At 57.9% G+C, this 1,426-nt stretch carries 1 protein-coding gene; it reads left to right on the forward strand.

The window, feature by feature from the left end:
* The first annotated feature begins 154 nt into the window (after positions 1-154).
* Positions 155-1,075, forward strand: a complete 921-nt coding sequence (locus tag V6C16_RS13260; RefSeq protein ID WP_333535796.1) for a branched-chain amino acid transaminase — start codon at positions 155-157, stop codon at positions 1,073-1,075.
* The last annotated feature ends 351 nt before the right edge of the window (positions 1,076-1,426 follow it).

Genomic DNA, 1,426 nt, shown 5'->3' on the forward strand with positions numbered 1-1,426 from the left:
CAGGCCCGCGCGGCGGCGCGAAGGCCCGTTGTCGCGCGGTCAGGCGCTTGCCATATGGGGCGCTTTACAGTAAATTTTTTCCCTTGCGGACTCAGGCGGCCATGTGCGCCGCCAGTGATGCCGCCCTACCTAATGAGTCTTGCGGAGGACAGTCATGCAAAAGATGAAGTACATCTGGGTTGACGGAAAAATGGTTCCCTGGGACGAAGCCCAGGTTCACGTGCTCACACATGCCCTGCATTACGGCAGCGCCATTTTCGAGGGCATCCGGGCTTATGCCGGTGCCGACGGCACGTCCGCCATTTTCCGCCTTGAAGACCACTGCAAGCGTATGCTCAACTCCGCCAAGATCCTACGCATGAACCTTACTCTTACCGTGGAAGAGCTGGTAAAAGCCTGTGTGGAAACGCTTGAAATCAACAAACTGCCCGAAGGCTATGTGCGTCCGCTTTCTTTCGTGGGCTATGGCGAAATGGGCGTTTACCCCGGCAACAATCCGGTGCAGACCATTGTGGCTGTCTGGCCCTGGGGGGCCTATCTTGGCGCTGAAGCCCTGGAAAAAGGCATCCGCGTCAAAACCAGCACCTTTGCCCGCAGCCATGTGAACACCAGCATGTCCAAAGCCAAGGCCGCCGGCAATTACATCAATTCCATCCTTGCCAAGGTGGAAGCCAAGGACGAAGGCTATGACGAGGCCGTCATGCTGGACACCAGCGGCTATGTGTCTGAAGCCACCGGCGAAAATATCTTTATCGTGCGCGACGGCCGCATCAAGACCACGCCGTGGACGTCCATCCTCGGCGGCATCACCCGCGATTCCGTCATGAAGCTGGCTCAGGACCTGGGCTACACGGTGGAAGAACAGCAGTTTACCCGTGACGAAATGTATATTGCCGACGAGGCGTTCTTCACCGGCACCGCTGCGGAAGTAACCCCCATCCGCGAGATGGACCACCGCCAGATCGGCGCCGGACACGCCGGCCCCGTAACCAAGCATCTGCAAACCGAATACTTCAAGATCGTCAAGGGCCAAAACCCCAAGTACGCCGGCTGGCTGCATCACTATAAAGTTTAGGGAAGCGCTGGATAAAGCGCTTCCCGTGGCTCCTGCGCAGGCAGGAGCCCAAAAAACGTGAACAGGGGGAATTCACTTCCCCCGTTAACCAAGCGTTTTTTATGCCTTTCCAAAAAATGGAAGCCATTTTTTGGCATCGAGCTGAGGAAATCGAAGATTTACTCAGCGGATACCTGAAACACTTTCACCTTGAAGCTGAACAGGCGCCGGCCCACCGGGCGCGCCGCCAAGAAATCATGAAGCATCTCTCCCTCGCCTCGCGCTACCGCCCCCAGACCTTTGCCCAGGTGGCGGGACAGGACATGGTCAAAGCCGTCCTTTCCCGCGCCGCCGCCGAGGACAGGCCCGCTG

Source organism: Desulfovibrio sp. 1188_IL3213 (assembly GCF_036763145.1).
Lineage (GTDB): Bacteria > Desulfobacterota > Desulfovibrionia > Desulfovibrionales > Desulfovibrionaceae > Desulfovibrio.